Raw genomic sequence first — 25,653 nt, forward strand, 5'->3', positions numbered from 1 at the left:
CTGAGCCGCACTGCTCAGTCGGTAAACGACCGGACGTCCCACACCCACACGCCGCCGGTGAAGACCGGCTGGATCCCGGTCAGCTCGGTCATCCCCCGACGTAGCGCGGCCTCGTGCTCGTGTGGCCCGAGGATGACCACCCCGGCCCGCCAGTAGCGCAGATCGTCGACCGCTCGGACCCGGCTCTGCGGGGCGATCGGCGGCACCGCCCCGGTGCGCCGGATGGTGGCGAAGAAGCTGCTGGTGGGGCGGGGAGTCGCACCGAACAACGCGACCTTCGGCGGATCGGCGTTCGGGCGGGTGTCCGGGCCGAGGAAGTAACCACGGGCCAACGGCATGTCCAGCCGGGTCGCCGCGGACCAGCGCAGCGGCTCCGCGTACGTGCTGTCCGGCAACGGCAGGGTCACCACACTGCGCCCACCGGCCACGTACGGCCGCCAGGCCCCACTGGTCACGAAGCTTGGAACCGGGTCCAGGTGAGCCACGGGCAGCGGGGTGGGAACGATCGGCAACAGGGCCATGGTGAGCACGGTGGCGGTGACGAAGCGGACCTGCCCCCGGGCGGCCGGATGCGCGCCGGCCAACTCGCGGGCACGTTCGGTGCCGTAGGCGAGCAGCAGCCCGATGATCGGGGTGATCGCCAACGCCCAGCGCGTCGGCACCACCGAGTGCAGGATGGGCAGGTTCTCCAGCGCCGCCCAGGGGCCCGGCACACCCGTACCCCGGTTGTCGAAGCGGACCTCCCGACCCAGCGAGAGCACCGCGAAGACCAACCCGAGCGCGGCCAGCGCGAGCACCACGATCGAGCGGCGCAGCCACCAGACCAGGGCGATCACCAGCACCACCAGCGCCCAACCGAAGAAGCTGTTCTCCTCGGTCGGGTTCTTGGCCAGGCCCGCGGCGGTGCGCGCGCTACCGGCGAGTGATTCCCGGGAGTACGCGACGAACGAGGCCACGTCGCTGGAGTAGCCGCGGATCAGGCGGGACAGCCCGGAGTACGCGTCCGGTCCGAAGAACTGGACGTACAGGGGGTACGCCAGCAGAAGTCCGGCGACCCCGGCGGCGACGGCCAGTCCGGCGAGGAAGGGTCGGGCCCGCGACCGCAGATCCGCGCGGCCGAGGGCGAGCACGCCGACGATCACGCCGAGCCCGATCGCGGTCATCAGCAGGATCTCCAGGTTGAGGAACGCCTGCCAGACGATGACCAGCGCGAGGAGGACCCCGTTGCGCAGCCAGCGGCCCGGTTCGCCGAGTCGTAGCGTGCGCCAAATGATCAACGGGACGACGAACTGCGACACGATGTTCGGGTGCCCATTGGCGTGCGACACCATGGCCGGCGCGAACGCGCAGAAGCCGGCGCCCACCCACGCCGGCCCCCGGCTGCCGATCAGGACCCGGGAGAGCAGGAAATACCAGGCCGTGGCAGTGGCAATCATGCCGAGGGTGAGAAAGATCAGAAATGACGCTCGCGGACCGAACAACAGGGTGATCGGCGTCATTGGCAATGAAATGGATAATACGGACGTATTGGCCATCAGATTCACGCCGTCGGGGACGTTCATCTGATTGGAATGGAACGGATACGCAAAGTGCGTGACTACTCGCGCACCGTGGGCCATCATCCATTCGAACTGCGACTGATCGGACTGGTTGTCCCGCACATCGCTGCCGGGGTCCAACCAGAGCCGGCCGGTGACCCAGAAGCCGAGCACCACGAAGCTCAGCACGGCCGCCAGATCGGCCCACATCCCCCTGCGGGAAGGCCGAACGGCACCGGAGGCCCCCTCCGCCGACGGCGCGGCGGCCGGGCCGCCGCTGTCGCTGGGCACGTCCGGTTCAGGAGTAGTCATGACAATTCATAGGGTAGTCAGCGCATGGCGCCGCCGTGACATGTTTCGGGGTACTGCCGTACTATGTGCCGGGTTCGCCGACCGCCGATCACGAACCCACCCCCCGACCACAATTCGGCCACCCCGATGCCCCGATTCTTTCGCCGTCCCAGCGGATGATTCACTCTGTCGGTCCAGGCACGGGTCGAGTTCATATCGTGAGGAATCGACGCATGGCAGAAATCACTGGGGATCAGCGCGTGCAGTCCGAGGTGCTTGAAGGCCTGGCAACCGCTGTCAACCACCGTCGCTGGTTCATCGAACTGGCCGTGCCGTACCTCGGCGACGACCCGATCGAGATCGGCAGCGGCCTCGGTGACTACGCGCTGGAATGGTCCGAGCGGCTGCCGCGGTTCACGGCCACCGAGGCCGACCCGGACCGGCTGGTGCAGCTCAAGGAGCGCCTGGCCGGCCGTCCGAACATCGACGTCCGGCAGATGCTGCTGCCGCACAACGACCGGGGCGACTACAGCGCCGCCGTCTCGTACAACGTCCTGGAGCACATCGAGGACCACGTGGGCGCGCTGGCGAGCATGCGCGACCTGGTCCGACCCGGCGGCGCCGTGATCATCATCGTGCCCGCGTTCCAGTTCGCGATGGGCCCGGCCGACATCGCCACCGGGCACGTCCGCCGCTACACCAAGAAGACGCTCGGGGCGGCGATGACCGACGCCGGTCTGACCATCGAGAAGATGCACTACGCCAACGCGCTCGGGCTGATCGGCTACTTCATGGCCACCAAGGTCTTCCGGCTGATGCCGAAGGAGGGCCCGATGGTCAAGGTGTACGACACCCTCGTCCTGCCCGCCACCAAGGCCGCCGAGCAGCTCGTACTCCCGCCCTTCGGCCAGTCCGTCTTCGCCGTGGCCCGCGTCCCAGCCTGACCCACCCACCCCCGCGATCTTGCACCGCGCCTCGCGGTCACGTGCAAGATCGCGGGGTACGGATCATTCCTTGATCTGGTAGGTCGGGCGGATTACCGCCCTCGCCAGGGTGTGGAACGTCAGGTTGAAGCCGACGTAGGCGGGGCTGGCGTCCGGAGTCAGGTCCAGGCGGTCGACGTCCAGGGCGTGCACCGCGAAGACGTACCGGTGCGGCCGGTCGCCGGCCGGCGGAGCCGCCCCGCCGTAGCCCTGCTCGCCGTAGTCGTTGCGGACCGAGAACGCCCCACCGAGGTCGGTGCCCGCCGCGCCGCCAGCCCCGGTCGGCAACTGGGTGACGTTGACCGGCACGTTCACCAGCACCCAGTGCCAGAAACCGCTGCCCGTCGGCGCATCCGGGTCGTAGCAGGTCACCGTGAAGCTCTTCGTCTCGGCGGGGAAGTCCGACCAGGTCAGCTGCGGCGAGACGTTGTCACCCCCGGTGCTGCCATGCGCGTGCCGGGCGTCCATCGGCTCGCCGTTCTGCACGTCGTCGCTCGTCAGCGTGAACGAGGGCAGCGTCGGCAGCAGCTCGTACGGGTCCGGTGCGATCGGTCGTTCCAGGGTCATGGGGACGCGTCCTTCCGATGTGCGGAGTTTCCAGCCCCTTCTTACCCCGCCACGGCCCTCCCGACGACCGGAAGGCACGCGCTGACCGACGCTGGTTCCGCGGAGCTACGTTTGAGGTCGGGCAACGTTCCTCAGGGGGACATCGTGGCCGGCATCTGGCGGGATTTCGCGGTAGCCGTTGTCACCGCGTTCCGCCGCCGGGACGAGCGAGCCATCGCCGACGAACGCCGACGCGCGGTCGAGCGACTGGCCGAGGAGACGATCCGCCGGGAGCGGCAGGCCACCGACCCGCCGGAGTGACCGGTACGCGGGGCACCGGACCGCTTCGGGGCAAGCAGTCAAGATGACCTGATGGGGCGGATCTTCCGGTCGCGGCCAGTCGTCACGGCGGAGACGCACCGACCGACGCTGTTCGAGGTCTTCTTCGACCTCGTGCTCGTCTTCGGGCTCATCCGGGTCACCACCTTCATGAGCGAGCAGCCCTCGGCGGTGACCCTGGTGCGGGGGTTCCTCGTCCTCATGCTGCTGTGGAACTCCTGGTTGGTCTACGCCTGGCTGGGCAACTACGTCCGGATCGACGTCGGGCTGATCCGCGCCGGCGTCACCGTGGCGATGGCTGCCGTCTTTCTCATCGCGCTGGTCATCCCCGAAACCTGGGAGACCGGCCCGGGTTCGACGAAACCGCGTCTCATCCTGGTGCTGGCGTACGGCGTGGTGCGGTTGATCCAGTTCGCCCTCTTCTACTGGGTGGCGGCGGACGACCCCCGGTTGCTCCGGACCGTTCGGCTCTACGCCCTCACCACCGCGCTGTCCTGGATTCCCCTCGCCCTCGGAGCCGTGTTCGGCGGCACGGCGCAGCTCCTGCTCTGGGCACTGGCGCTCATCATCGACATGAGCGGTGGGGTTTTCGCCCTGCTGGTGAGCGGATGGCCGGTACGCAGCCCCGGCCACTTCGGGGAGCGGCACGGCCTCGTGGTGATCATTGCGCTCGGCGAGTCCCTGATCTCGGTCGGCGCCGGGATCGGAACTCGGATGATCCACACGCCGACCCTGGTGGCGGCGCTGCTCACCCTCGCCGTCACGGTCTGCCTGTACTGGCTTTACTCCGCGAGCGCCGCAAACGCGGGACAGGCGCTGACCACGGATTCCGGACTGCACCGGGGCTTCGTGGCCGGCAACGCCTACAGCGTCGCCCACCTCCCGCTACTCGGCGGGACCATCTACGTGGCGCTGGGGGTCGAGGAGGTGCTCGCCGCCATGGCGCACGGGAAGTCGCACGAAACCCTGCACTGGATCCCGGCAATCGCGCTGTTCGGCGGGACCGCCCTGTACCTCGCGGGCCGAGCGACGTTCCTGGTTCTCAGCGTCCGGTGCGTGCGACCCGAGCAGTTTCTCGCGCCCGGGGTGGCGCTGTTGCTACTTCCCGTCGGCCGTTACCTGCCCGGCCTGGCCGCTCTCGGCCTGCTCACCGCGTTTCTCGTCGCGCTGCTCAGCTACGAGGCGTGGGCCAGGCGATCGACTCAGGTTCAGTGATGTCGGGGTGTCCCAGGAGTCCTGACACCCCGACTTTCGGAAAGCCGAGTGGATCAAGGTGGGCGGAGGGTGTGGGATTCGAACCCACGAAGACATCGCTGCCTTACCGGTTTTCAAGACCAGCGCCATCGGCCACTAGGCGAACCCTCCTGGACCGCCACCCGTGGGCGTACGGCCACGCATAGTCTGCCACGGCTCGCTCCGGGCGGCCCGGCGTCCCTCCCCGGTGCGCCGGCCAGGCGGTCCGGCGGGTCCACAGTGGGCTGGAGGGTGCGCCTGCGGCACCCGGTGAGATCGGGAAGACTGGGCCCATGCGAGCCATCACGATTCCGCAGCCCGGTGGACCCGACGCGCTGGTCTGGGCCGAGGTGCCCGACCCGGAGCCGGGCCCGGACGAGGTGATCGTGGACGTGCGGGCCAGCGGGGTCAACCGCGCTGACCTGCTGCAACGGCAGGGGCACTACCCGCCACCGCCGGGCGCGCCCGCGTACCCCGGGTTGGAATGCTCTGGGGTGATCACGGAGGTTGGCGCGGAGGTCGCCGGGTGGGCGGTCGGGCAGCAGGTCTGCGCGCTGCTGGCCGGCGGCGGGTACGCGGAACGGGTGGCGGTCCCCGCCGGGCAGTTGCTGCCGGTGCCGGCGTGCGACCCGGTCGACGCGGCGGCGCTGCCCGAGGTGGCCTGCACGGTCTGGTCGAACCTGGTCCAGGTGGCCCGGCTCGGCGCGGGCGACACGCTGCTGGTGCACGGCGGGGGCAGCGGGATCGGCACCTTCGCCATCCAGCTCGGGGCGGCCCTCGGCGTGACAGTGCTGACCACCGCGCGGGAGGCCAAGCACGACCGGCTGCGTGAGCTGGGCGCGGCGCACATCATCGACTACCGGGAGCAGGACTTCGTCGAGGAGGTCCGGCGGGTCACCGACGGGCGCGGCGTGGACGTCATCCTCGACATCATGGGTGGTTCCTACCTGGGGCGGAACGTCTCCGCTCTGTCCACCGGCGGTCGGCTCGTGGTGATCGGGATGCAGGGTGGGCGCAAGGCCGAGTTGGATCTCGGCGCGCTGCTGACCAAGCGGGCGAGCGTCGCCGCGACGTCGCTACGGTCCCGTCCGCTCGCCGAGAAGGCGGAAATCGTCCAGGGCGTACGGGACGAGGTGTGGCCGTTGGTCGAGGCGGGCCGGATCCGGCCGATCGTGGACCGGCGGCTGCCGATGACCGAGGCTGCGGAGGCGCACCGGCTCGTCGAGTCGAACGACCACTTCGGCAAGGTGCTGCTCACCCGCCCGCCGGGTGGCGGGTCCGCCGTCAGCTGAGCGAGCCTGCCGGATGGCCGTCAGTTGAGCGAGTTTGCCAGCGTCGGGTCGTCGGTCGGTCGGGGCAGCACCAGCCGGGCGCCCGGGCCCTCGCCGGCCAGGGTGTCCTCCGGATTGTTGAGCGTGCAGCGCTGCAAGGACAGGCAGCCGCAGCCGATGCAGCCATCCAGGTCGTCGCGGAGCCTGGTGAGCAGCCGGATCCGCTCGTCCAGCCGGCTGCGCCAGCTCGCCGAGAGCCGCGCCCAGTCCTGCGGGCTTGGCGTGCGGGCCTCCGGGAGCGAGTCGAGTGCCTCCCGGATCTCGTCGAGCGAGACGCCGACCTGCTGGGAGATCCGGATGAAGGCGACCCGCCGCAACTCGGCGCGGGCGTAGCGGCGCTGGTTGCCGCCGGTACGGTCGGCGCGGATCAGCCCGAGTCGCTCGTAGTAGCGCAGCGCCGACGGTGCCACCCCGGAGCGGGCGGACAGCTCGCCGATCGTCAATAAATCCGGCATCACCAGGTCCTTGAGTTGAAGTGCACTTCAACTAACACAGTAGTGGCATGACCACCACACTGACCACCGACAGCAGCGCCCGACTGCCCGGGCTGATCCGACGACTGACCGGCGACGAGAAACACGCGCCGAGCGCGCACTCCACCGTCGACGTGCTCCAGGTGCTCTACGACCGGGTGCTGCGGGTCACCCCCGACACCGCCGACGACCCGGAGCGGGACCGGTTCCTGCTCTCCAAGGGCCACGGACCGGCCGCCTACTACGCGGTGCTCGCCGCGCACGGCTTCATCCCGGACGCCTGGCTCGACGACCTGGCCGGGCCGGGAAGCCGGCTCGGCCACCACCCGGACCGACTCCTGGTGCCCGGGGTCGAGATCGGCTCCGGCTCCCTCGGGCACGGGCTCGGGCTGGCCGTCGGCACCACGCTCGGCCTGCGCGCCCAGGGACTGCACAAACCCCGGGTGTACGTGCTGCTCGGCGACGCCGAACTGGACGAGGGATCCAACCACGAGGCGATCGCGTACGCGGGAGCGACCGGCCTGGACAGCCTCACCGCGGTCGTGGTCGACAACGCCTCGGCCAGCTACGGGTGGGCCGGTGGCATCGCCAGCCGGTTCACCGTCAACGGCTGGACCGCCGACACGGTCGACGGCCGGAACCACGAAGCCCTGTATGCGGCGCTGACCGGGCACCAGCCACGTCACCCGCACCTGGTGGTCGCCCGCATCGAGAGCAAGGGATGACCGACATGCGTACCGCCTTCATCGACACCACCACAGCGCTCCTCGACGAGGATCCGCGCACCGCACTGGTGCTGGCCGACATCTCGGCGAGCCAGTTCGCCTCAGCCGGCCACCGACACCCGGACCGGGTGCTCAACGTCGGCATCCGGGAGCAACTGATGATCGGTGTGGCCGGCGGGCTAGCCCTGACCGGGCTGCGTCCGATCGCGCACTCGTACGCGACGTTCCTCGTGGACCGGGCGTACGAGCAGATCAAGTTGGATCTGGACCACCAGGGCGTGGGCGCGGTCCTGGTCAGCATCGGCGCGTCGTACGACGGGTCGGCGGAGGGCCGCACCCACCAGTCGCCCGGGGACGTGGCGCTCTTCGACTCCCTCGGCGACGGCTGGACGGTCCGGGTGCCCGGCCACCCGGACGAGGTGGCGCCGCTGCTGCGCAACGCCGCGACCACCGACGATCCGATCTACCTGCGGCTCTCCGAGCAGCGCAACGCCGAGGCGTACCCGGATGCCGCCCGGCTACTGGTGCTCCGGCGGGGCGGGCCGGACGCGCCGCTCGTGGTGGCGGTCGGACCGATGCTCGACCCCACCCTGGCGGCGACCGAGGGAATGGACGTGACGGTGGCGTACACCCACACGCCCCGGCCGCTCGACACGCCCGGGCTGCGGGCGCTCGCCAACACCGACGTGGTGCTGGTCGAGCCGTACCTGGCGGGAACGTCGAGCGCGCTCGTCAGCCGGGCGCTGGCGGACGTACCGCACCGGCTGCTCGCCCTCGGGGTGGGTCAGACCGACCTGCGACGGTACGGCGATCCGGCCGACCACGCCCGGTGGCATGGTCTGGACGCCGACGGCCTGCGGCGGTCGATCAGCGCGTTCCTGGGGTCAGTTGGCGGCTGAGACGGCGGGGCGGCGGCGAGCGCGCTCGCGCCCGAGGATCCAGATCGCCTCGACGCCGTCCTTCCAGGTGATCTTCTTGCCCTCTTCCCGGCCGCGCGCCCGGTAGCTGATCGGCACCTCGTACGGCCGGATCCGGCGACGGAGCAGCTTGCCGGTCACCTCGGCCTCCATGCCGAAGCCGCGCGAGCGCACCTCAAGCGACCGGTAGAGCGCCACCGGCATCAGCTTGAAGCAGGTCTCCAGGTCACCGATGTACGAGTTGAACAGCACGTTGGCCGCCATCGTGACGCCCTTGTTGCCCATCACGTACCAGAAGCTGTAGGCGCTGTGGCTGCCGAAGGTGCGATTGCCGTAGACCACCGTGGCCCGCCCGTCGAGCACCGGGTCGAGCAGCTTGGGGATGTCCTGCGGGTCGTACTCCAGGTCGGCGTCGAGGATGACCATGTAGTCGCCCTCGGCGCTGTCGACCGCAGTCTTGATGGCGGCACCCTTGCCGGCGTTGCGCTGGTGCGTGATGACCCGCAGGCGCGCGTCGTCGGCGCGACCGAGGACCTCGCCGGTGCCGTCGCGACTGCCGTCGTCGACGACGACCAGTTCGATCTCACAGGGATAGTCCACCGCCAGTGCCTGCTTGAGGGCATCCGCGATGCGTTCTTCCTCGTTGTAGACCGGCATGAGGATCGAGAGCTTCACGGGGATCTCCACGGTGGCGGCAACACGTCGGCCATAGCCTAGCCTGGTTGGTTTGTTCACCGCGTACCGCCACCGCTGGGCAGTCGGCGCGGCGGGTTCAGATCAATGGTGTTTACTTCCGCCATGTCGGCTGCCGGCTCCCTGCTCGCGGCGGTTCCTGCCGCCGCGGTGCTCCTGCTAACCGTCGCGGCGATGCCACGCGAGGCTGGTGCGGTGGCACCGCTGCGGCTCGCCGTGGTGCGCGCCGCCCTGCTCAGCGGGGCGTACGCGGTACTCGTCGTCGAGGTGCTCGGCGCGTCGCACGCGTTGACCCGACCCGCGTTCGCCGTCGCCTGGTTGCTCTTCCTGGTCGCTGCCGCGACGGCGGCCGGTCTGCGCTGGCGGCGGGCAATCCGCCTCGGGCAGCCGCCCGCCGCTGCACCGGTAGTCAGCACTGCATCACGGCCGGTGACGGTCGGCGCTGTGGTGTCCGGTGGCGGCACCGATGTGGCGGCCCCGGCGGGCGAGCGCGATGAGCCTGCCCCCGCGCCGACCCGCGCCGGTCGGGGGCCCGCCGGTCTGCTCGCCGTGGCGGTCGACGCCTGGCGTACGGCCCGACCGGGCGAGCGGCTCCTCGCCGGCACGGTCGGCGGGCTGGTCCTGGTGGAGCTGCTGGTCGCGCTGCTGGCCGAACCGAACAACTTCGACTCACAGACCTATCACCTGCCCAAGGTGGAGCACTGGGTGGCCCAGGGCGACCTGGACTTCTGGCCCACCGCCATCCACCGGCAGGTGACCATCCCGCCCGGCGCCGAGTACCTGCTGCTGCACCTGCGCCTGCTCACCGGCGGGGACCACCTGCACAACCTGGTGCAGTGGGCGGCCGGAGTGGTCTGCCTCCTGGTGGCCGCACGGATCACCGCTCAGCTCGGCGGTGGCCGGCGGGCCCAGTTGCTCACCGCGTTCGTGCTGGCGACCACGCCGATGGTGGTGCTCCAGGCGACCAGCACGCAGACCGACCTGATCTGCGCCGCGTGGGTGGCCTGCGCGGCGACAGTGGTGCTCGACGGGCTGCGTCGACGGACCGGCTGGGGCACGCTGCTCGGGCTGGGTGCGGCCACCGGGCTGACCGCGGTGACCAAGACCAGCGGTCTGATCGCGGTCGGCCCGCTGCTGGTGCTCTGGGGACTGGCCCAGTTGAGGCTGGCCCGGACCGATCAATCGGCACCGGCGAGCCCGGCACCGACCGACTCGGCAGCGGCGGGCGGCGGGCGGCGGTCCTGGTCAGTTGGCGGGCTGGCCCGCACTGTCGGCGGTTCGGTGCTGATCCTGGTGGTCGCAGCCGTGGTGGTCGGCCCGTTCCTGGCCCGGGTGACCGCCGAGTTCGGGCATCCGCTGGGGCCGCCCCGGCTGCGCGAGTCCATCCCGATGGAGCGGCACGACCCGGCGTCGATAGTGGTCAACGCGCTGCGGATCGGGCACACCGCGTTCGACACGCCGCTGGCGCCGCTGCGTCGGGCCGGGGCCGAAGTGATCATCAGTGGTGCCGAGGTGATCGGGGTCGACCCGCAGGACCGCGCGATCACCTTCGGGCGGGAGCTGTTCCCGGAGCCGGCCTGGTATCCGGACGAGGACCGGGTGGCGTTTCCGCTGGCCGGGGCGTTGGCGGTGATCGGCGCGGTGATCGCGCTCGCCCGACCACGGCGGATCGCTCCCGAGCGGGCCGGGTCGCTGCGGGCGTACGCCGTGGTGGTGCTGACGGCCGTGCTGCTGCACACCGCGATGATCAAGTGGCAGCCGTGGGGCAACCGGCTGCTGCTCTACGCCGTGGTGCTCGCCGTGCCCCTCGCCGGCCTCTGGCTGGACGCGCTCCTGCGTAACCGCGCGGGTGGGCGTCGAACGGTTGCCACCGTGGCGGCCGTCACCGTGCTGGCCACCTCGGCGCTGGCCGGAGTGCTCGCGCTGTCGTACGGCTTCCCGCGCCGGCTGGTCGGTGCCGGCTCGGTCTTCACCACCTCGGACTGGGACACCCGGTTCCTGCGCCGCCCGCAGTGGGCCGACGAGTTCCGCTGGGCGGCGACCGCGGTCCAGGACAGCGGTGCGCGACGGATCGGGCTGGTGCAGCAGAACGACAACTGGGAGTACCCGTGGTGGCTGCTGCTGCGGCAGCCGGACGGCGGCTCGCCGGACCTGGTGGCGTTGCAGTCGGTACTGCCGGAACGACCGCCGGCCGCCCCCTCCTCGGTCGACGCGATCGTCTGCACCGGCAACAAGGCGGCCTGCGCCAAACTCGTCCCGGCCGGCTGGCGGCTGGAGTTCCGCGGCTACGTCGGCTACGCCCTGCCGCCGGGCCGCTGAACCAGAAAGCCGGCCCAGCGCCGACGTGGCGCTGCCGCGCAGGCCCGGATAGTCCGATCCGGGCGGTTCTGCATCCCGCGCGCAAGGATCTGAGGCGCATTCACATCTGTTGATCCGCACGTTACCGTCTGGTAACTCAATCGACGTCCCGCGATTGAGCCGAAAGGAGTGCGTCGATGCCTGCAATCCCCGCCAGGCCCGAACGCGCGACCCGACGACGGGCCATCACCGTCGCCGTCGCCGTCGCCGCTCTCGTCCTACCGATGCTCGCCGGACCGACCACCCCCGCCACCGCCGCCGACCGACCAACCGTCCAACCACTCCCCGCCAACCTCGAAGCCATCCGGGCCGCCGAGGCGACCGCCCTCTACGGCAGCCCGGCGATCCGCCCGATCGAACAACGGCGCACCGCGTTGATCACCATGGGTGACAGCGAGATCTCCGGTGAAGGGGTCGGCAACTACGTCCCCGGCACCCACCAGGACGGCAACTGGTGCGACCGCTCGTACGACCAGGCCGTCTTCCGCACCGGCATCACGTCCGACGCGCAGTACAACATCGCCTGCTCCGGCGCCACCCCCTGGAACCTGATCGCCGGTGGCCCGACCCAGCACAACGAGCTGAACCAGGGCGACCACCTGGGCATCAAGGCGCGCAACACGCACGTGAAGCTGATCTGGGTGGTGGTCGGCGCGAACGGTGACGGCACCATCCAGTTTGGTCCGGTCGCCACCGACTGCGCCGTCCGCCGGGTCTTCTTCCAGGGCGCCTGCTACCCCACCTACACCGACCAGTGGACGATCCGCACCGACGGCAGCCGACAGGCCGTGGAGTCGGCGCTCACCGACATCAGGCAGACCATGACCAACGCCGGCTACCTGCGGTCGGACTACGAGCTGGTGCTGATGTCGTACCCGAGCCCCGGCAGCCCCGACGTGGAGGACAACCCCAACTTCCCCGGCTGGTACTCCGGCGGTTGTCTGCTCTACCTGGCCGACGCGGCGTTCGCCCGGAACAAGGCGGTGCCGATGTTCGAGTCGGCGCTGCGCTCCGCCGCGGCCAACACCGGCACCCGCTACCTGGACGCCAGCCGGCTCTTCCACGGGCACGAGGTGTGCACCGACAACACCTCGGTCCGCGGTCTCTACATCGAGGTCGGCATCTGGAACGAGAACGCCGCCCGCCAGTCGTTCCACCCCAACGCCCGTGGGCACGGCATGTTCGCCCAGTGCATCACCCAGTTCTGGAACTCCGGGCAGACACGGGCCAGCTGCGTCGACCCGGCCAGCACCGGCGGTGGCGTGCTCTACCCGGGGCTGCTGGACTTCAAGCAACTCCGCAACCAGGCCACCGGCACCTGTGTCGACGGCAAGGGGTACGACTCCCGCAACGGCACCGCGCAGCAGCCGTACTCCTGCCACGGTGGGCGCAACCAGGGCTTCTGGTACGACTCGGCCCGACGGTCGCTGCACTCGGAGCTGTCCCACGACCGTTGCCTGGACGTCGCCAACAGCTCGATGAGCGCCGGCACCGCGGTCAACATCTACGACTGCAACGGCACCGGCGCGCAGCAGTTCGTCTTCGTGGGCAACCAGATCAGGCCGGCGAGCGCCACCAACCTGTGCGTGGCGTTCGACAACCCGTTGCTGGGCAGCTCTCGCCTGCGGTTGGCGAACTGTTCCAGCAGCACCCGGCAACAGTGGTCGTTCGAGGCCCGGACCGCCGCCAACCCGGTCGGCTACGGTCACGACGACTTCATCGGCTCCCGCGTCTACTGACGGGAGCAGGGGCCCTGGCGTCGACCAGGGCCCCTGCGCTCACTTGGCGCGGGGAACGAGGATGAGCCGGGCCACGCCCTTGTCGCCGTCCTTCGCGCCGGCGACGCCGACCGCCGCGCCGACCTTGACCTCGCTCGGCTGCACTGTGGCCCGCCGCTCGACCACCCGCAGGTCGTCGCCGAAGGTCCAGGTCATGGTGAAGCCGTCGGTGGACTTGACGGTCATCGAGTCGCCGTCGATCGCGGTCACCTCGCCGCGCTGCACGGCGACGGTCTGCGTACCGCCGTCCTTCGTCTTCACCACCGCCTCACCGTGCAGGGTGTTCTTGCGCAGCTGCACGCGGGCCTCGCGGCGCTTGCGCCACTCCTCGCCGCGCTTCTCCCGGGCCTTGTCCTGCGCGCTGGGGGACGCACCCGGCGTCGGGGTGGCCGGTGCGGCGACGGTCAGCACGTCCAGGTCGTTGGCGTCGAAGCCCATCGCGGTCAGCGCCTGACCCTCGACCCCCATGGCGGCGGCGACCTCGACGGCGACATCTCGGGCGGGCTGGCTGGCCACCTCGGCCGCGCCGCAGCCGCTGACGCCGAGCGCGACCGCCGCGAGCAGTGCCGTGGTGCCGGTGGCGATACCCCAACGTGGCATGACTCTCCCTCTCGTCCGTGGAGCCCCCAGCCTTCCCGGGAACGACGAGCGGAGCGTCAGGCCGATGTTCGGGTCAGGTAAGGATCACCGGGCAGCCGGACGGTGAAGGCGGCACCACCCTCCGGCGCGTGCCCTGCGGCGATCTCCCCGCCCAGCCGGCGGACCAACCCGGCGGCCAGCGCCAACCCCAACCCGCTGCCCACCTTGCGCACCCCCCGGTAACGCTCGTGCAGCGCACCGCGTTCGAAGGCCACCGCCAGGTCGTCGTCGGTGAAGCCGGGCCCGCCGTCGCGGACCTCCAACACGCCGCCCTGCGCCGGGTCGGCGCCGGCCGGCCGGACCGCGAGCACCACCGGCGACCCCGGGGGTACGACCCGCAGCGCGTTCTCCAGCAGCCCGTCCAGCACCTGCCGGATCCTCCCCGGATCGGTGTACGCGGGCACCGGCTGACCGGGCGTCTCCACCCGGAACGGCACGCCCACCGCCGCGCACCGACCGGACCAGGTCGGCTCCGCGTCCAGGGCCAGTTGGGTCAGGTCCACCGGCACCGGTTCAAGGGGGAAGTCGGCGGCCTCCAGCCGGGCCAGTGCCAGCAGGTCACCGATCAACCGGTCCAGGTGTTGGGCCTCGGCCAGCATCGTCCGACCGGTGTCCACCGTGTCGTCGGCGCCGAGCACCCCGTCGGCGAGCGCCTCGGCGTACCCCCGGATCGCGGTCAGCGGGGTGCGCAGCTCGTGCGAGACGGAGAGCAGGAACTCCCGCTGTCGGCCCTCGCTGGTGGCAAGCGCGGCAGCCAGCCCGTTCAACGCCTCGGCGAGGTCGGCGACCTCGTCCGGCGACTCCACGGGCACCCGGACGGCACGGTCGCCCGCGCGCAGCCGGGCGGCGGCGGTAGCCGCGACCCGGATCGGCCGGGCCAGCCGACGGGCCAGCAGCAGCCCGGCCACCACACCGGCGGTCAACCCGGCGAGCAGCGGCAACCAGAGACTGAGCAGCACCCGGGCCCACAGTCCGTTGGCCAGCGGACGGGAGAGCACCACCCCGTTGCCGCCGGGCAGGGCCCGACCCTCGACCAGGGCCCGCTCACCGTTGACAGAGCGACGAGCCGACACGTTGCGGCCCTGCTCGATCCGCTGCACCACCCGGAGTGGCAGACCCGCCCGGTCGACCACCCCGCGCCGGATCAGGTAAGCGTCGATGCCCTGGTCGCGCAGTTGCTGGATGAGCCGTTCCTCGTCGGCGCTGCGGCCCCGGTCGAGGCGGGTCCTCAGCACCTCGGCGGCGAGTCGGGCCTGGGCGGCGAGTGCCTCCTGCTCGCTCCGCTCCGCGCCACGGATCGCCAACGGCACCGCGACGATGGCGGTGACCAGCACCGACACCAGCGCCACCGCGCAGGTGACGAGCACCGCGCGGGCGGTCAGCGTACGGCCGAATCGGCCTCGTCGGGGTGCGGTGGGTGGACCGGCGCCGACCACCGGCAGGGCCATGGTCGGCGACTCGACGTGCCCGGGGTGGTCAGGCATCGACCGCGTACCCGACGCCGCGATGGGTCCGGATCACGCTCGCCGGGCCGAGCTTCGCCCGCACCTGGGCGACGTGCACGTCCACCGTCCGGGTGCCGGCGTGCGCCGCGTAGCCCCAGACTCCGGCCAGCAACTCCTCCCGGGTGAAGACCCGGCCGGGCCGGGCCATCAGGTGGGCCAGCAGGTCGAATTCGGTGGAGGTGAGCTGCACCGGGGTGCCGGCGGCGGTGACCGTGCGGCGGGCCGGATCGAGCGTCACCGGGCCGACGACACGTGGCCGGTCCGCGCCCTCCGGGCCACCGGCGGATCGGCGCAGCACCGCGCGGACCCGGGCGACCAGTTCCCGGGGGCTGAACGGCTTGGTGACGTAGTCGTCGGCGCCCAACTCCAGGCCGACGATCCGATCCACCTCGTCGTCTCGGGCGGTGAGGAAGATGACCGGGGTCCAGTCACCGGCCTCGCGCAGCCGGCGGCAGATCTCGGTGCCGGGCAGGCCCGGCAGCGCGATGTCCAGGACGCAGGCCACCGGGCGCAACCGGCGGGCCGCGCTCAGACCGGCCTCGCCGTCACGTTCCAGGTGGACGCCGAACCCGTCCCGGGTCAGGTAGAGCCGGACCAGGTCGGCGATGGCCGGCTCGTCCTCCACTACGAGGACGAGCCCGCGATGCGGTGGTTCGACGGTCACCGGCCCATGATTGCCGACTGCGAAGGCTCCGCGCGATCGGTGTGTGTTCGAGTTCGGTAAAGGCGGGGCGACACCCGGGTCGGGATCAGGTCACCAGGACGGAGCGAACATGCCCGGCCGGGCGGCGGCCGGCGCGTCGCCGATGCTGGCGACGACCCGCGCGCCGGGCGGCCGCAGGCGGGTCCGGAACGCCTGGTTGAGCAACGCGTCGAGCTGCCAGACCTGCTTCGGGTGACTGGTCCGGATCAGGAACCGCTCACGGATCCCGTCGATCGCGGTGGCCGCCATCTCCACCGAATGCAGCCGCGGGTCCGGGCTCCAGGTGACGTTGCTCAGCTCGCGCAACTCGGTGTTGAGGTGCAGGCGCAGTCGGTGCAGAAGGCGGGTCTGCTGGGTCACCACCAGGCGGCGGTGCGTGAGTAGCAACAGGTAGTCGCCGGTGACCGGGCGGTCGGGGCGGCTGCAACGGGTGACCAGGATGGTGGCGTCACCGGAGCCGACGCAGCGCCGGAAGACCGGCATGTGCCGGCTCACCGTCTGCACGGCCAGGCCAGCCTCAGCGGCGGCCGGGAGGAACGTTCGGGAGAAGACGTCCATGACGTGCCCAACGACGTCCCCAGCAGGGTGACGTGGGTCACGCGGGTTTTTTGGAAGTTCCACGCCGCCTGTCGCACTGCCTGTCCGACTTCAGACTCGGACGGATCATGGTCAGGAGTTGGGCTGAAGCGGACTGGCGGCGAACAGCTCCTCCAGCCAGCCCGGGACCGCGTCGGCGTACTCGGCGCGGGACTCCTCGGGGGTGTCCAGCGCCCGACGCCAGGAGAGCGACCGGCTCACCGGCCCCAGACCGATCGCGAGGTCGGCCGCCTCCACGAGGGTCCGCCGGTCGTACCTGTCGGTCCACGCCTCCAGGTACGCGTCGCGGAGCCGCACCAGTTTGGCGTCGTCGGCGGCGAGCTTGCCGGCGTGCCCGATGGAGCGCAGGGTCACCAGCAGCGTGCCGAACGGGTGCGCCACCGAGGCGTCGCCCCAGTCGAAGTAGCGGTACCCGGCCGCGCCGGCGAAGAGGTTGCCGTCGTGCAGGTCGTCGTGTTGCACGGTCGCCGGAATGCCGAGGTCGGCGAGCCGGCGGCACCGCTGCGCGTACGCCGGCAGCTCGGCCCGCAACCGCTCGTGCACCTCCGGACCGAGCCCACCCTCGGCACCGACCAGCAGCGCCTCGTGATCGTCGAGCAGCTCGGCGAAGAGACCGGCCAGCACCTCCGGGCGCTGATCCGGCACGCCCAGGGCGACCAGCTCGTCGGCGCGCGACGCGCTCGCCAGTTGCAGCGCCGCGTACCCGGGAAGCGCCCGCTCCCAGTGCGCCAGGTCGGGGTCGCGCGCCAGCACGTCGCGCAACGACTCACCGCCGTCGGGCAGCAGCGACCAGCCCTGCGCCGGGTCCACCGCGATCGGCGTCAGCACCCGGTCGGGCGTCAACTCGGCGAGCGCCGCGATCAGGACCGCCTCGTGCACGGTGCCCGGGTTGTTGGCCTTGAACCAGACCGGACCGTCGTCGGTGGGCACCCGCCACACCAGCGACCAGGGCCGCAGCCTCGGCTCCACCAGCCCGGTCACCCGTCGGCCGGCCCGGCTCAGCTGCGCGTCGACCCAGGATCGGGCCCGCACCTGCCACTGCTCGCTGGACCAGTCGGGGGCACGCTCACCGGCGATCGTCGTCACGCTGGGCACCCTAGGCGGCGGTTCCGCGTCGAGGCGAGGCGTTTTCCGGCCCCGCGTCAGACCAGCTCGACGATTGTGGCGTTGGCCATGCCGCCGCCCTCGCACATGGTCTGCAGGCCGTAGCGGATGCCGTTGTCCCGCATGTGCTGGAGCATGGTGGTCATGATGCGGGCACCGGAGCCGCCGAGCGGGTGGCCGAGGGCGATCGCCCCGCCGCGCGGGTTGAGCCGCTCCGGGTCCGCCTCGGTCTCCGCCAGCCAGGCCAGCGGCACCGGGGCGAACGCCTCGTTCACCTCGTACACCCCGATCTCCTCGATGCCCAGCCCCGCGCGGCGCAGCGCCTTCGCGGTGGCCGGGATGGGCGCGGTGAGCATGGTGACCGGGTCGTCGGCGGCGACCACGGCGGTGTGGATGCGGGCCAGCGGGCGCAGGCCGTGCCGGCTGGCCCAGTCGGAGGTGGTCACAGCGAGGGCTGCGGCGCCGTCGGAGATCTGGGACGCCGAACCGGCGGTCACCACGCCGTCGGCGCGGAACGGGGTGGCCAGCTCACCCAGCTTCTCCAGGGAGGTCTCCCGGCGGATGCCCTCGTCGGCGGCGAACTTGCCACCGTCGGCGAGCGGCACCGGGGTCAACTCCGGGTCGAACGCCCCAGCGTCCTGCGCGGCTGCCGCCTTCTCATGGCTGGCCAGCGCGAACTCGTCCAGTTGGGTACGCGAGAGGCGCCACCGTTGGGCGATCAGCTCGGCCCCGACCCCCTGGTTGAACGGCAACGGCGCGTCGTCGGCGAAGCCCTCGACGCCCCGGTAACGGGCGCGCAGCTGGTCACTGAACGGCATGCCGCCGGCCACACTGGAGCCCATCGGCACCCGGGTCATCGACTCGACGCCACCGGCGACCACCAGGTCGGCCTGGCCGGAGAGCACCGTCGCGGCGGCGAAGTGCAGGGCCTGCTGGCTGGAGCCGCACTGCCGGTCCAGGGTGGTGCCGGGCACCGTCTCCGGCCAGCCAGCGGCGAGTACGCCGTTGCGGGCGATGTTCCACGACTGCTCGCCGACCTGGGACACGCAGCCCCAGAAGACGTCGTCGACCTGGGCCGGGTCGAGCCCGGTGCGCTCGGCGAGGGCGCGCAGCACGTGCGCCGAGAGGTCGACCGGGTGGACGCTGGCGAGGCTGCCCTTGCGCCGCCCGACCGGGGTTCGTACCGCGCCGACAATGACCGCGTCACTCATGTTTACTCCCCGGTAACTTGGGCTGCCCCGATCCTACGTCGTCCATCGACCGGTCGTCCGGCCACACCCGCACGAGGTGCCGGAATCCGACGGCCGCTGGCATGCTGGGCGGGTGAATGAGACCTCCCCGGCACAGCAGTGGCGGGTGCCGTCGAGCCTGCCGGCGGCGAAGCTGGCCGGCGCCGTCCTGATCCTCGCGCTCGGGCTGCTCTTCGCCGACGGCGACCCGGTCCGCCTCGCGCTGGCCGCCCTGGCCGCCGCCGCGCTGGCCGGCTGGGCGGTACGTGACCTGGTCGCGCCGATCCGATTGGCGGTGGACCCGGCCGGGCTCACCGTCATCCACGGCTTCGCCGGCCGGCGGCTGCTGCCCTGGTCGGCGGTCGAGGCGATCGCCGTCGACCGACGGCCCCGGCTGGGGCTGACCAGCGAAACCCTGGAGATCGACGCGGGCAACTCGCTGCACCTGTTCGGCCGGTACGACCTGGGGGCCACCCCGGAAGAGGTGGCCGCCGCACTGCGCGCCGCCCGCCCTGTCAGGTGAGCAGTGCGGCGGTCCGGAAGAGCACCAGCGCGAGCAGGATCAGCAGGATCAGCGCCCCACCGGTGACCTGCACCAGCGTGCGCCGACCACGCGGCGCGTACGCGAGCACCAACGCCATCAGCGCGCCGACCACCAGCCCGCCCAGGTGCCCGGGGATCGAGATGCCCGGCACGGCCAGCGTGAACACCAGATTGATCACCAGGATCGGGATGATCCGGGAAATGTCCCGGCCCAACCTGCGCTCGATGATGATCAGCGCGGCGAAGAGACCGAACACGGCGGTCGAGGCACCGACGGTGGCCGCCCGCGGGCTGCTGAACAGGTACGCTGCCACGTTGCCGCCGAGGCCCGCGATCAGGTAGAGCGCGGCGAACCGTACCCGCCCGAGGCTGGCCTCCAGCGACCGGCCGAGCACCCACAGCGCCCACATGTTGAGCAGCAGGTGGAGCACGCCGTAGTGCAGGAACATCGCCGTGACCAGCCGGTACCACTGGCCCTCGGCGATCCCGCCGAGCGTGTAGTCGGAGAGGTAGGCCCGGCCGAGCACCGCACCCCACTCGGTCAGCGGTGTGCTGCCACCCATCAGGCCGCCGAAGCCGGAGCCGCCCACCGCCGCGTCCCCGCCCCGGGCGGAGGCGATGGAGAGCAGCAGGAACAGCACGTTCACGGCGATCAGCGCCTTGGTGACATAGCCGTGCCGGCCGGCCGTACCGCCGCCGAAGGCGGTACGCGCCGGCCGGACACTGCGACGTCCCTCGTTGACACACTCCGGGCACTGGTGCCCGACCGAGGCATCCCGCATGCAGTCCGGGCAGATCGGCCGGTCACAGCGGGAGCACCGGACGTAGGTCTCCCGGCCGGGGTGCCGGTAGCAGACCGGGGTGGTCGGCGGAGACTCGCTCACCGGGCCGACCCTCCGTCCAACACCACACGGTCCACCGGCACCGGCCGTGCTCCGGAGCGCTCAATCATGCGAGCAAAGGTACCTCGCCAGTCGCTCAGGAAGCGGACCGCTCGATCTCGACCCGCTCGATGACGACGTCCTGGAGCGGACGGTCGCTCGGACCGGTCGGGGTGCTCGCGATCGAATCCACGATCTTCACCGACTCCTCGTCGGCGACCTGGCCGAAGATGGTGTGCCGGTTGTTGAGGTGCGGCGTCGGGGACACGGTGATGAAGAACTGCGAACCGTTGGTGCCCGGTCCGGCGTTCGCCATCGCCAGCAGGTACGGACGGTCGAACCGCAGCTCCGGGTGGAACTCGTCGGCGAACTTGTAGCCCGGTCCGCCCCGGCCGGTGCCGGTCGGGTCGCCCATCTGGACCATGAAACCGCTGATCACCCGGTGCGAGATGGTGCCGTCGTAGTACGGACCATTGCCCGGCTGACCGGTGCGCGGGTCGGTGTACTCACGGTTGCCCTCGGCCAGGTCGACGAAGTTGCGGACGGTCTTCGGCGCGTGGTTCGGGAAGAGCTCCAGCCGGATCGGGCCAGCGTTGGTGTGCAGGGTGGCGTAGACAGCCTCGGCCACGGGTACTCCTCACTCGTTGGTCAGTTCCATGCGGATCCTCCCATGTGCCCGATCTGGCATCGCGGAGGCATCCGAAGGTGGAGGATGACGAAGGAACAACTCCCAGGAGGTAGGACCGTGTTTGGATTCGGGCGGCGTAAGTCCCAGGGGCAGCTGGCCAAGGCCGAGCTGAACCAGAGCATCAGCCACCTGATGCTGGCAGCCAATCACGCCGCGAAGGGCGCTGGCGCGACCGTCGGCCCGCGGGTCCAGGTGGCCCGGGGCTACGTCGCACCGACCGCCGCGAAGGTACGCGACCGCGCGTCGACCGGCTGGGGGACGACTCTCACCACGCTGGCACCGCTGGCGGCGGCTGCTCGTGACGGCGCCGCGCAGGCAGGGCCGCTGACCAGGAAGGCCAAGTCGAAGACCATGCGGATCACCGGTAAGAAGAAGCAGCCGCGCCGTCGCGGCTCGATGATGACCGGCCTGTTGGCGGCGGGTGCCATCGCCGGCGTGGCCGGCGCGGTCGCGCTGCGTCGCCGCCGGGAGCAGCAGGAGTGGGCCGAGTACGACCCGACCCGCAGCACCCTGGAGCCGATGCGCGACGAGATCGACTCGATCGAGGTGCGTACGCCGTCCACCGCCCGGGGGTCCGACGGCTCCGCCATGTCCGGCGCGGCGGGGATGACCGGCGCGGGCAGCTCGGCGGTGGCCGGCGGCTCCAGCGCCAGCACCACCGCCCCGGCCAAGCAGACCGGTGTCCGCCCCACCGACAAGGTCCCGTCGGTCGCCGAGGGCGCCACCGACGTCTCCGGTCGGCCGACCGACGACCTCACCAAGGCCCTGGGCAAGGACACGGCCCGCACCAACGGCCGCCGCTGAGGTCAACAGCAGCGCATCGGGCGCCGGCGAGTGGGTCCACCCACTCGTCGGCGCTTCCGCGTGTGCGGCGCTCCCGCAAGATCAGCTCAGAGCCAGCCGTTGCGGCGGAACCAGCGGTAGAGGGCCAGTGAGACGCCGAGCATGAGGGCCAGCGCCACGGGATAGCCGTACGTCATCTTCAGCTCGGGCATGTTGTCGAAGTTCATGCCCTCGACGCCGGCGATGGAGGTCCAGACCGCGGCGATGGCCGCCCAGGCGGCGATCTTGCGCATGTCGTTGTTCTGGTCGACGGTGACCTGGGCCAGCCGCGCCTGGAGGATCGAGTTCAGCAGGTCGTCGTAGGAGTTCACCTGCTCCACGGTGCGGCTCAGGTGGTCCTGCACGTCCCGGAAGTACTTGCGGATCTCCTTGGGCACGTCCCGGTTGACCTGGGAGGTCAGCGTCATCAGCGGCCGTTGCAACGGCACCACCGCCCGCTTGAACTCCACCAGCTCCCGCTTCATCTGATAGATCCGCTGGATCCGCCCGTGGCCGTGCCGGTCGAAGACCTCCGCCTCCAGCACGTCCAGGTCGTCCTCGATCTGCTCGGCCACCTCCAGATAGAGGTCAACCACCCGGTCGGTCACCCCGTACGCCACCGCCCAGGGGCCGTGCAGCAGCAACTCCTGCTTGGTCTCCAGGTCGGCGCGGATCGGGGCGAGCCGGCAGGCATCCCCGTGGCGGACGCTGATCACGAAGTTCGGGCCGATGAAGAGCATCACCTGGCCGGTCTCCACCACCTCGGAGTTCTCGGTCAGCTCGGTGTGCTCGCAGTAACGGGCGGTGCGCAGCACCAGGAAGACGACGTCGCCGAACCGCTCCAGCTTCGGGCGCTGCTCGGCCTTGACCGCGTCCTCGACCGCCAACTCGTGCAGGCCGTAGGTCTCCGCGATGGCGGTCATCTCGGCCAGCTCCGGCTGGTGCAGACCGATCCAGACGAAGCCGTGCTCCTCGCGGCGGGCCGCGGCCAGCGCCTCCGCGTAGGTCCAGTCGCCGGGCTGCCGCTTGCCGTCGACGTAGAGCGCGCAGTCGACCACCGCGCTGCGGCCGGTGCCCGTGCCCGTCGGGGCGGGGACGGGCGGCGAGCCGTCGGCGTTGAGGATCCGGGTCATCGCCCGGACCGGGGAGGGCCACGCCCGAGGTCGCAGCACCCGACCGGTGGTCGACGGTGCCGTCCGGTCCCGCTCTGTCCGATCCGTCATCGCGTCACCTCCCGCGCTCAGCTGCGGCTTGCAGGCTACGCCGATCGCGGTCGAGGACCGGTGTGACGGCGGTCGCGTGGGGCGGCGCCGGGCGGGCCGGGCCGCATCGGGGGGTGTGCGGGGGACGACACGGCCCACCCGGCACCTGTGGGGGCGGGAGGTTGTGCTGCCGCGTCAACCCGGGCGGGGCCGGCCCGGAGGCCGGGCGGTGAACCCGCAGCTGACGGGGTGACGCTCGCAGCATTGTGGGCCAGCCGGCCGCCCGGAGGGGAGCCCCGGGACGGCCGGCATCGTCGTTCTGTCAGGAACCCGACAGTTAATTCAGCTACGGACGGCCTCGACGGCCGCCGCGAGCCGCCGGACACCCTCGTCGATCTTGTCGGCGGTCACCGCCGAGAAGGCCAGTCGGAGCGCGTGCCGCCCGCCGTCCAGCACGAAGTCGCTGCCCTTGACCACGGCGACCCCGCGCTCGGCCGCCGCCGGGGCGAGCCGGTCGACCAGCACGTCCTCCGGGAACTCCACCCAGAGGAAGTAGCCACCGTCGGGCTCCACGAACTGCGCCTGCGGCAGGTGCCGGCGCAACGACTCGGCGAGCACCTGGGCCCGCTCGCCCAGCGCCGCCCGGACCGTCTCGATCGAGCGGTCGATGTCACCGGAGACGCAGAACTGGTGCACGATCGCCTGGGACACCATCCCGGGGGAGATGTAGAGGCTTGTCGCGTTCTTCGCGATGGAGGCGATCAGGTCGGCCGGGCCGACCAGGTAACCGACCCGCACACCCGGGCAGACCGTCTTGGTGAAGCTCGACGCGTGCACCACCACGTTGCGGGTGTCCAGCGAGAGCATCGACGGCAGCGCCTCACCACGGAAGCGGATGTCCGCGTACGGGTCGTCCTCGAAGATCGTGAACTCGTACTCGGCGGCCAGGTCGAGTAGCTCCCGGCGCTTCTCCAGGGACAGCGTCATGCCGGCGGGGTTCTGGTAGTTCGGGATGACGTGCGCGAGCCGGGGGCGAACCCCGGACTCCAGCAGCTTGCGCAGCTCGGCAGTGTCCAAGCCATCCGGCTGGACGGCGATGCCGTGCAGCTCAGTGCCCATCCGCTGGAGGTTGAGCAGCGTCCGGTCGTACGTCGGACGCTCCACCACCACCGCGTCGCCGGGGCGGACCAGGTGGTCGAAGAGGAACGCGTCGGCCTGGAGCGACCCGTTGGTGACCAGCACCTGGTCGGCCTCGACCCCGTGCTTCTCGGCGATCCACTTTCGCAGCGGTAGGTACCCGACGGAGGTGCCGTACGCCGTCACCCCCGCGGGGTCGGCGTCGAAGGCGCGGACGGAGGCGGCCTTGAGCCCCTCGACATCGACGATGTCCAGCGAGGGAGCCCCACGGGCAAAGGAGATCAACTGCTCGGCGGTCATGGATGTTGAGCGTACGGGCGGCGGTGGGGAACGCGCGGTCGGCACGGCGATGTCCGCATCCTGAGCCACCGGGTCGGGTGACCCCACTCCACCGGTCGGCGGCAGATCAGACCGGAAGGGCGAGCGCGTCGTGCTGCGCGGCCCGGGAAAGTCCCTCCAGCTGCACGCCGAGGGCGTCGAGAAGCTGACTCCAGTCGAAGTAGGAGCGCCAAGCGGTGATCCGACCCTTGCGGGCCCGGACCACGTCGGCCACCTCCCAACTCACCAGGCGGCCGGTGGGCGCGACGGTGCCGTACGGCGAATGCAGGGTGCCGGTGTGGGTGCCGGTCAGCCGCAGCTCGAGCGCGGCGCCACCGCCGGTGCGGACCGCCCCCATCGGATCGACCCGCAGATCCGGGAAAGCGCCGGTCCAGGTGCGCAGGAGCGCGGGCAGCTCGATCGGACGGACCGTCACGCCCGGCATGGCGTAGAACGCCTCCGGGGCGTAGAGATCCGGCAGCCGGGCCACGTCCCGACGCAGGAGCATGGCGTACTGCTGCTCGACCAGCCGCTCCGCGTCGCGCATCGGGACCTCCCCCGCGGGCCACGGCATCTCCGCGCCCGCAAGGGATGTCTACCCATCGATCCGGCCCGGCACACCACCCCCGGTCAGGTCGTGGCGACCGCCTGGCTCTCCGACCAGACCCGCATGATGTCCCGCACGGAGATCACACCGGCCACCTCCTGGCCGTCCAGAACCACCAGGTGCCGGAACCCGCCCCGGGCCATCGCGGCGGCGGCCTCGGCCACCGTCCACTCCGGCCCGGCGTAGACCACGTCCCAGGTCAGGTGGGCGCCGGTGCGTTCCACGTCGCAGTCCAGGCCGGCGCCGATGGCCTTCAACACGTCGCGTTCGGTCATGATCCCCACGCCCTCGGAATCCGGGTCGATCACGACCGCCGACCCGACACCGCGGGCCGACATCATCCGGGCCGCCTGTCGGAGCGTGTGCTCCGGACCGACGACGAGGACCTGGCTGGACATCGCATCCCGTACCTGCATCACACATCACCCCTTTGGGACGGTGGCATTCGGTACGGACATGGTGGTCGGTGGATG

Annotated in this window: 26 protein-coding genes and 1 tRNA gene; 10 read left to right on the top strand and 17 right to left on the bottom strand. The window is 71.3% G+C overall.

Annotation, left to right across the window (positions count from 1 at the left end):
- Positions 1-14: 14 nt before the first annotated feature.
- Complete coding sequence (locus ACQRWP_RS27415) at positions 15-1,850, bottom strand: hypothetical protein (protein ID WP_430498824.1); 1,836 nt, start codon at positions 1,848-1,850, stop codon at positions 15-17.
- 212 nt (positions 1,851-2,062) lie between these two features.
- Between ACQRWP_RS27415 and ACQRWP_RS27420 the strand changes: the two genes are divergently transcribed.
- The gene (locus ACQRWP_RS27420) at positions 2,063-2,773 is read left to right on the top strand and encodes a class I SAM-dependent methyltransferase (protein WP_430498826.1); all 711 of its coding nucleotides are present in this window, start codon (positions 2,063-2,065) and stop codon (positions 2,771-2,773) included.
- A 63-nt stretch (positions 2,774-2,836) separates the two neighbouring features.
- Here the strand turns inward: ACQRWP_RS27420 and ACQRWP_RS27425 are convergent, their stop codons facing one another.
- Positions 2,837-3,379 (bottom strand): YbhB/YbcL family Raf kinase inhibitor-like protein, encoded by a 543-nt coding sequence (locus ACQRWP_RS27425; protein WP_430498828.1) that lies wholly within the window; start codon positions 3,377-3,379, stop codon positions 2,837-2,839.
- Positions 3,380-3,523: 144 nt separating this feature from the next.
- On the opposite strand from ACQRWP_RS27425, the gene ACQRWP_RS27430 reads away from it, so the two are divergent.
- Positions 3,524-3,679 (top strand): hypothetical protein, encoded by a 156-nt coding sequence (locus ACQRWP_RS27430; RefSeq protein ID WP_430498830.1) that lies wholly within the window; start codon positions 3,524-3,526, stop codon positions 3,677-3,679.
- 51 nt (positions 3,680-3,730) lie between these two features.
- Positions 3,731-4,912 (top strand): low temperature requirement protein A, encoded by a 1,182-nt coding sequence (locus ACQRWP_RS27435; protein ID WP_430498831.1) that lies wholly within the window; start codon positions 3,731-3,733, stop codon positions 4,910-4,912.
- Positions 4,913-4,975: 63 nt separating this feature from the next.
- Here the strand turns inward: ACQRWP_RS27435 and ACQRWP_RS27440 are convergent.
- A tRNA-Ser gene (locus ACQRWP_RS27440) sits at positions 4,976-5,062 on the bottom strand.
- Positions 5,063-5,223: 161 nt separating this feature from the next.
- On the opposite strand from ACQRWP_RS27440, the gene ACQRWP_RS27445 reads away from it, so the two are divergent.
- Positions 5,224-6,222 (top strand): NAD(P)H-quinone oxidoreductase, encoded by a 999-nt coding sequence (locus ACQRWP_RS27445; protein ID WP_430498833.1) that lies wholly within the window; start codon positions 5,224-5,226, stop codon positions 6,220-6,222.
- Positions 6,223-6,242: 20 nt separating this feature from the next.
- Here the strand turns inward: ACQRWP_RS27445 and soxR are convergent, their stop codons facing one another.
- On the bottom strand, positions 6,243-6,716 hold the full coding sequence (gene soxR / locus ACQRWP_RS27450) for a redox-sensitive transcriptional activator SoxR (protein ID WP_430498835.1): 474 nt from the start codon (positions 6,714-6,716) through the stop codon (positions 6,243-6,245).
- A 47-nt stretch (positions 6,717-6,763) separates the two neighbouring features.
- Here soxR and ACQRWP_RS27455 point away from each other — a divergent pair, with 47 nt between their 5' ends.
- Together ACQRWP_RS27455 and ACQRWP_RS27460 are read left to right on the top strand one after the other, a co-directional pair.
- On the top strand, positions 6,764-7,459 hold the full coding sequence (locus tag ACQRWP_RS27455; protein ID WP_430498837.1) for a transketolase: 696 nt from the start codon (positions 6,764-6,766) through the stop codon (positions 7,457-7,459).
- A gap of 5 nt (positions 7,460-7,464) precedes the next feature.
- Complete coding sequence (locus ACQRWP_RS27460; protein ID WP_430498839.1) at positions 7,465-8,358, top strand: transketolase family protein; 894 nt, start codon at positions 7,465-7,467, stop codon at positions 8,356-8,358.
- On the opposite strand, the gene ACQRWP_RS27465 is transcribed toward ACQRWP_RS27460, so the two are convergent.
- Positions 8,344-9,051 (bottom strand): glycosyltransferase family 2 protein, encoded by a 708-nt coding sequence (locus ACQRWP_RS27465; protein WP_030487790.1) that lies wholly within the window; start codon positions 9,049-9,051, stop codon positions 8,344-8,346. The two genes, ACQRWP_RS27460 and ACQRWP_RS27465, sit on opposite strands and share 15 nt — an antisense overlap.
- Before the next feature lie 123 nt (positions 9,052-9,174).
- Between ACQRWP_RS27465 and ACQRWP_RS27470 the strand changes: the two genes are divergently transcribed.
- Together ACQRWP_RS27470 and ACQRWP_RS27475 are read left to right on the top strand one after the other, a co-directional pair.
- Positions 9,175-11,388, top strand: a complete 2,214-nt coding sequence (locus ACQRWP_RS27470; protein ID WP_430498842.1) for a glycosyltransferase family 39 protein — start codon at positions 9,175-9,177, stop codon at positions 11,386-11,388.
- A gap of 176 nt (positions 11,389-11,564) precedes the next feature.
- Positions 11,565-13,166, top strand: a complete 1,602-nt coding sequence (locus ACQRWP_RS27475; RefSeq protein WP_430498844.1) for a ricin-type beta-trefoil lectin domain protein — start codon at positions 11,565-11,567, stop codon at positions 13,164-13,166.
- Positions 13,167-13,205: 39 nt separating this feature from the next.
- Here ACQRWP_RS27475 and ACQRWP_RS27480 read toward each other — a convergent pair whose 3' ends face one another.
- From ACQRWP_RS27480 to ACQRWP_RS27505, 6 genes are all read right to left on the bottom strand, one after another.
- A complete protein-coding gene (locus ACQRWP_RS27480) occupies positions 13,206-13,805 on the bottom strand; it encodes a hypothetical protein (protein ID WP_430498846.1) in 600 nt (199 codons plus the stop codon).
- Positions 13,806-13,861: 56 nt separating this feature from the next.
- Positions 13,862-15,328 carry a sensor histidine kinase gene (locus ACQRWP_RS27485; RefSeq protein ID WP_430498847.1) on the bottom strand — a complete coding sequence of 489 codons (1,467 nt, stop codon included), beginning with the start codon at positions 15,326-15,328 and terminating at the stop codon, positions 13,862-13,864.
- Positions 15,321-16,013, bottom strand: coding sequence for a response regulator transcription factor (locus ACQRWP_RS27490; protein ID WP_430498849.1), 693 nt, complete (start codon positions 16,011-16,013; stop codon positions 15,321-15,323). The genes ACQRWP_RS27485 and ACQRWP_RS27490 overlap by 8 nt, the downstream gene beginning before the upstream one ends.
- Before the next feature lie 90 nt (positions 16,014-16,103).
- A complete protein-coding gene (locus ACQRWP_RS27495; protein WP_430498851.1) occupies positions 16,104-16,610 on the bottom strand; it encodes a hypothetical protein in 507 nt (168 codons plus the stop codon).
- 111 nt (positions 16,611-16,721) lie between these two features.
- On the bottom strand, positions 16,722-17,735 hold the full coding sequence (locus ACQRWP_RS27500) for an aminoglycoside phosphotransferase family protein (RefSeq protein ID WP_430498853.1): 1,014 nt from the start codon (positions 17,733-17,735) through the stop codon (positions 16,722-16,724).
- 56 nt (positions 17,736-17,791) lie between these two features.
- Entirely contained in the window at positions 17,792-18,964 is a 1,173-nt protein-coding gene (locus ACQRWP_RS27505) for a thiolase family protein (protein WP_112730311.1), read from the bottom strand.
- A 112-nt stretch (positions 18,965-19,076) separates the two neighbouring features.
- Between ACQRWP_RS27505 and ACQRWP_RS27510 the strand changes: the two genes are divergently transcribed.
- Positions 19,077-19,505, top strand: coding sequence for a PH domain-containing protein (locus ACQRWP_RS27510; protein ID WP_430498856.1), 429 nt, complete (start codon positions 19,077-19,079; stop codon positions 19,503-19,505).
- Here ACQRWP_RS27510 and ACQRWP_RS27515 read toward each other — a convergent pair.
- Both ACQRWP_RS27515 and ACQRWP_RS27520 read right to left on the bottom strand, forming a co-directional pair.
- Complete coding sequence (locus ACQRWP_RS27515) at positions 19,498-20,409, bottom strand: rhomboid family intramembrane serine protease (RefSeq protein ID WP_430498858.1); 912 nt, start codon at positions 20,407-20,409, stop codon at positions 19,498-19,500. The two genes, ACQRWP_RS27510 and ACQRWP_RS27515, sit on opposite strands and share 8 nt — an antisense overlap.
- Positions 20,410-20,503: 94 nt before the next feature.
- Positions 20,504-21,034, bottom strand: coding sequence for a peptidylprolyl isomerase (locus ACQRWP_RS27520; protein WP_430498860.1), 531 nt, complete (start codon positions 21,032-21,034; stop codon positions 20,504-20,506).
- 84 nt (positions 21,035-21,118) lie between these two features.
- Here ACQRWP_RS27520 and ACQRWP_RS27525 point away from each other — a divergent pair, with 84 nt between their 5' ends.
- A complete protein-coding gene (locus tag ACQRWP_RS27525; protein WP_430498862.1) occupies positions 21,119-21,898 on the top strand; it encodes a hypothetical protein in 780 nt (259 codons plus the stop codon).
- A gap of 86 nt (positions 21,899-21,984) precedes the next feature.
- Here ACQRWP_RS27525 and corA read toward each other — a convergent pair whose 3' ends face one another.
- From corA to ACQRWP_RS27545, 4 genes are all read right to left on the bottom strand, one after another.
- The gene (gene corA, locus ACQRWP_RS27530) at positions 21,985-23,139 is read right to left on the bottom strand and encodes a magnesium/cobalt transporter CorA (protein WP_430498864.1); all 1,155 of its coding nucleotides are present in this window, start codon (positions 23,137-23,139) and stop codon (positions 21,985-21,987) included.
- 321 nt (positions 23,140-23,460) lie between these two features.
- Positions 23,461-24,555 (bottom strand): PLP-dependent aminotransferase family protein, encoded by a 1,095-nt coding sequence (locus ACQRWP_RS27535; RefSeq protein ID WP_430498866.1) that lies wholly within the window; start codon positions 24,553-24,555, stop codon positions 23,461-23,463.
- Positions 24,556-24,661: 106 nt separating this feature from the next.
- Positions 24,662-25,120: an ester cyclase gene (locus ACQRWP_RS27540; protein ID WP_430498868.1), complete on the bottom strand. Its 459-nt coding sequence runs from the start codon at positions 25,118-25,120 to the stop codon at positions 24,662-24,664.
- A gap of 83 nt (positions 25,121-25,203) precedes the next feature.
- Entirely contained in the window at positions 25,204-25,596 is a 393-nt protein-coding gene (locus tag ACQRWP_RS27545; protein ID WP_091396882.1) for a CBS domain-containing protein, read from the bottom strand.
- Positions 25,597-25,653 lie beyond the last annotated feature (57 nt).

It is taken from the genome of Micromonospora trifolii, assembly GCF_050516465.1.
Lineage (GTDB): Bacteria > Actinomycetota > Actinomycetes > Mycobacteriales > Micromonosporaceae > Micromonospora > Micromonospora trifolii.

Coding starts and splice junctions, on each gene's coding strand:
- ACQRWP_RS27535 (WP_430498866.1), bottom strand. CDS start 24,555: ATGACCGCCGAGCAGTTGATCTCCTTTGCCCGTGGGGCTCCCTCGCTG.
- ACQRWP_RS27415 (WP_430498824.1), bottom strand. CDS start 1,850: ATGACTACTCCTGAACCGGACGTGCCCAGCGACAGCGGCGGCCCGGCC.
- ACQRWP_RS27420 (WP_430498826.1), top strand. CDS start 2,063: ATGGCAGAAATCACTGGGGATCAGCGCGTGCAGTCCGAGGTGCTTGAA.
- soxR (WP_430498835.1), bottom strand. CDS start 6,716: ATGCCGGATTTATTGACGATCGGCGAGCTGTCCGCCCGCTCCGGGGTG.
- corA (WP_430498864.1), bottom strand. CDS start 23,139: ATGACGGATCGGACAGAGCGGGACCGGACGGCACCGTCGACCACCGGT.
- ACQRWP_RS27425 (WP_430498828.1), bottom strand. CDS start 3,379: ATGACCCTGGAACGACCGATCGCACCGGACCCGTACGAGCTGCTGCCG.
- ACQRWP_RS27445 (WP_430498833.1), top strand. CDS start 5,224: ATGCGAGCCATCACGATTCCGCAGCCCGGTGGACCCGACGCGCTGGTC.
- ACQRWP_RS27505 (WP_112730311.1), bottom strand. CDS start 18,964: ATGAGTGACGCGGTCATTGTCGGCGCGGTACGAACCCCGGTCGGGCGG.
- ACQRWP_RS27435 (WP_430498831.1), top strand. CDS start 3,731: ATGGGGCGGATCTTCCGGTCGCGGCCAGTCGTCACGGCGGAGACGCAC.
- ACQRWP_RS27480 (WP_430498846.1), bottom strand. CDS start 13,805: ATGCCACGTTGGGGTATCGCCACCGGCACCACGGCACTGCTCGCGGCG.
- ACQRWP_RS27545 (WP_091396882.1), bottom strand. CDS start 25,596: ATGCAGGTACGGGATGCGATGTCCAGCCAGGTCCTCGTCGTCGGTCCG.
- ACQRWP_RS27495 (WP_430498851.1), bottom strand. CDS start 16,610: ATGGACGTCTTCTCCCGAACGTTCCTCCCGGCCGCCGCTGAGGCTGGC.
- ACQRWP_RS27460 (WP_430498839.1), top strand. CDS start 7,465: ATGCGTACCGCCTTCATCGACACCACCACAGCGCTCCTCGACGAGGAT.
- ACQRWP_RS27525 (WP_430498862.1), top strand. CDS start 21,119: ATGACGAAGGAACAACTCCCAGGAGGTAGGACCGTGTTTGGATTCGGG.
- ACQRWP_RS27485 (WP_430498847.1), bottom strand. CDS start 15,328: ATGCCTGACCACCCCGGGCACGTCGAGTCGCCGACCATGGCCCTGCCG.
- ACQRWP_RS27455 (WP_430498837.1), top strand. CDS start 6,764: ATGACCACCACACTGACCACCGACAGCAGCGCCCGACTGCCCGGGCTG.
- ACQRWP_RS27470 (WP_430498842.1), top strand. CDS start 9,175: ATGTCGGCTGCCGGCTCCCTGCTCGCGGCGGTTCCTGCCGCCGCGGTG.
- ACQRWP_RS27540 (WP_430498868.1), bottom strand. CDS start 25,120: ATGCGCGACGCGGAGCGGCTGGTCGAGCAGCAGTACGCCATGCTCCTG.
- ACQRWP_RS27475 (WP_430498844.1), top strand. CDS start 11,565: ATGCCTGCAATCCCCGCCAGGCCCGAACGCGCGACCCGACGACGGGCC.